We start from the raw sequence: 2,365 nt of genomic DNA, 5'->3' as shown, positions 1-2,365 counted from the left end.
AGAGGTGTTACAAAGGGAAGTAACGGAGCAGTCATACCGGTGAAGGCAGCAGTTTGCTGTCCGGCCATAACAGCCTTTGAAGACAGTCTCTGCATGTTTTCTGATCTCTCTGGAGATCGTACTCGGCGACTTCAGAACTGTTGAGGCAATACTTCTGAGAGATTCTCGCCGGTTGAGGGCGCTTTCAATGGCTTTTCTTTCAGCCAGAGTCAAATGTTTGTTCATGATGATGAACTCCTTTCCGAGATCTGTTGTCTCGTAAGAAAGGTCTTTCATCAATTCAGACTAAATGCAAGCTTCTTTTAATTCAGATTTAATGCAACGGGGTACCGGATGTTGCGTTGCATTTACCTTGAAGAATTTCATTATCACTGAACAACGACAGGTTTCGTTTTAAGGACTTGACGCCAATCCAACGCGTGGTATAATGCCCTGTGTCACGCGGAGGTGGCGGAATTGGCAGACGCGCAAGACTAAGGATCTTGTGGAGCAATCCATGGGGGTTCGATTCCCCCCCCCCGCACCAAACTGTGAACACGAAAAGCGGCTCCGTACGAAGGCACGATTCGTACGGAGCCGCTTTTTCGTTCCCGATCATGCCGGAGCTCGCGGCGTCCAACGGCATTCCGCGACGGATCCGCGCGCTGCCGCTGTCGTTGCGGGAAAACTTCAGTGTTTGCGATTCTTCCTCACAGGCTCTGCTTCAGCAGATCGAGATACAACAGTCCCATGACATTTGTGCTCGACACGGCGACTTTTTTATCGTCTCCCAAATACTTGCCGACTTCCCTTTTGACCCTGTCCAGCTCTTTCTCTCCGTATTCAGGCCCGTAAAGCCAGCTCGTGTAGCGCAGATAGAAATTCTCCGGATCGACGCGTTCTTCTCGATGACTCGCGTGTGTCCAAAAGTCAGGATAATAGCCGTCGGCCAACAGGAGGTTCATAAAATAGACGATGTCGCTGCCTCCGTGTGTGTGCGGCGCCCGTCCCAACCCCAGCGCGATCTTTTCCAGAAACAGGTCTTTGATTTTGAGCCACGAGCTGATGAAGATCCCTTTTCGGGCCAGGCCGATAATCCTGGGATAATTCTCGTAGTATGAGATGACGGGACTGTTGGATATGAACACGTAGTCGTATTTTTTCTCGGGCGCAAAGTCCTGAAAAGCGGCGCTGTGAATGACGATCGAGGTTCCATCGTATCCAGACTGAGAAAGATGATCCCGCGCCTGCCTCACCATTTCCACGGAAGGCTCCAGCCCCTCGGCAAGAGCGCCTTCGTCGAGAAGCCTCTTCAGATAGCGTCCTGCCCCGCAGCCGATATCGATCACGCTGCGGCCTTTCAGCTCGGCTTTCGCCCTGAAAAGATCAAAAACTTGGTCGTTACCGGCATTGGACGAGATCTTTCGGAATTCGCGCGCCCGTTTGTTCCACATGGCGTTGGATTTTTCCATGTCCTGCCGCGGTTTCGACAGTTTCCTGACGCAAATATCCTTTATGTCGTTCATCGATTCATACCCCGCAAAAATTCTTCAGCAATTTTTCAACGGAACCGCATAGGCCGCTCAAATTGTCCCCAAGGCTTTACTATAAACTTCGCCGTCTCCGCGCTTATCGCACGACAAAAGAGGCTTTCCTCGATTGCAGAGATCGGTCCTATTATATATTAAGCGGACTGCCTGTCAATCGTTCAAGCTCCGGTGCGAATCGAGGGACTTCTGAAAAGTCCGGCGGTCCAAGGCGGTATCTCTCGATTTCAGCTTATGGTCGCCATCGATTTTCCTCCAGACATGTCAATAGCCAATAAAAATGTCACCATAACTGCTCATTGAAAAAGTCACCCCCTCACACTCCCATCACAGCAAGACATCTCGAAAGAACTCCCCATCGTGCCGCCATAACAACGTCTACGCGAACGTACATTTATCCCGACATGTGCTATGATATCCCTGCCTTTTGACGACGCCACGCCGCCATGGGTGGTCCGGAGCGGGCTTGTGCGCTTTCACAAGCCCGCTTTTCCGTTTCTTTGCCGATGCCTCATCGGAGTCGACTCGTTTTTGACTTTCAACCTCCTTCATCTCGATCCGTCTGCCCTTGGAAACACCCCAGATCCGCCCGGTCGACGTTTCACGCACCTCAACCGTCGTTTGGGCCATCCCGAGGCAATCGTCCGCCGCCGGAACGTACCGACGACCTCCATAGGAAATCATGCCGCCGTGATCCGTCCTGCGAGATTCGCGACGCGCAAAGAGAAAATCCAAATCGACTTTTCCTTCCGGCTTCACATAAACGTCCTCTCCCTCAGCCGGCGTGACGGCAAACTTCCGATTGTGCCTGGCGATGAGCTTGGGCAAAACCTCGTTGG

At 52.1% G+C, this 2,365-nt stretch carries 2 protein-coding genes, 1 tRNA gene and 1 pseudogene; 1 reads left to right on the top strand and 3 read right to left on the bottom strand.

Annotated features, from left to right (window positions below; genetic code table 11):
* A partial coding sequence (locus tag B0D78_RS12000; RefSeq protein WP_143521727.1) for a helix-turn-helix domain-containing protein occupies positions 1-276 on the bottom strand: 276 nt, incomplete at its 3' end.
* A gap of 165 nt (positions 277-441) precedes the next feature.
* Here B0D78_RS12000 and B0D78_RS11995 point away from each other — a divergent pair.
* A tRNA-Leu gene (locus B0D78_RS11995) sits at positions 442-526 on the top strand.
* Positions 527-689: 163 nt separating this feature from the next.
* Here B0D78_RS11995 and B0D78_RS11990 read toward each other — a convergent pair.
* Together B0D78_RS11990 and B0D78_RS12955 are read right to left on the bottom strand one after the other, a co-directional pair.
* The gene (locus tag B0D78_RS11990) at positions 690-1,451 is read right to left on the bottom strand and encodes a class I SAM-dependent methyltransferase (RefSeq protein ID WP_240496175.1); all 762 of its coding nucleotides are present in this window, start codon (positions 1,449-1,451) and stop codon (positions 690-692) included.
* Positions 1,452-1,904: 453 nt separating this feature from the next.
* Positions 1,905-2,365: pseudogene (locus B0D78_RS12955) on the bottom strand (hypothetical protein); the annotation flags it as partial.

It is taken from the genome of Pyramidobacter sp. C12-8, from assembly GCF_002007215.1.
Taxonomy (GTDB): Bacteria; Synergistota; Synergistia; order Synergistales; family Dethiosulfovibrionaceae; genus Pyramidobacter.
The sequence above is the reverse complement of the archived record's forward strand: the minus strand, read 5'-3'. Positions and strand labels throughout refer to the sequence as shown.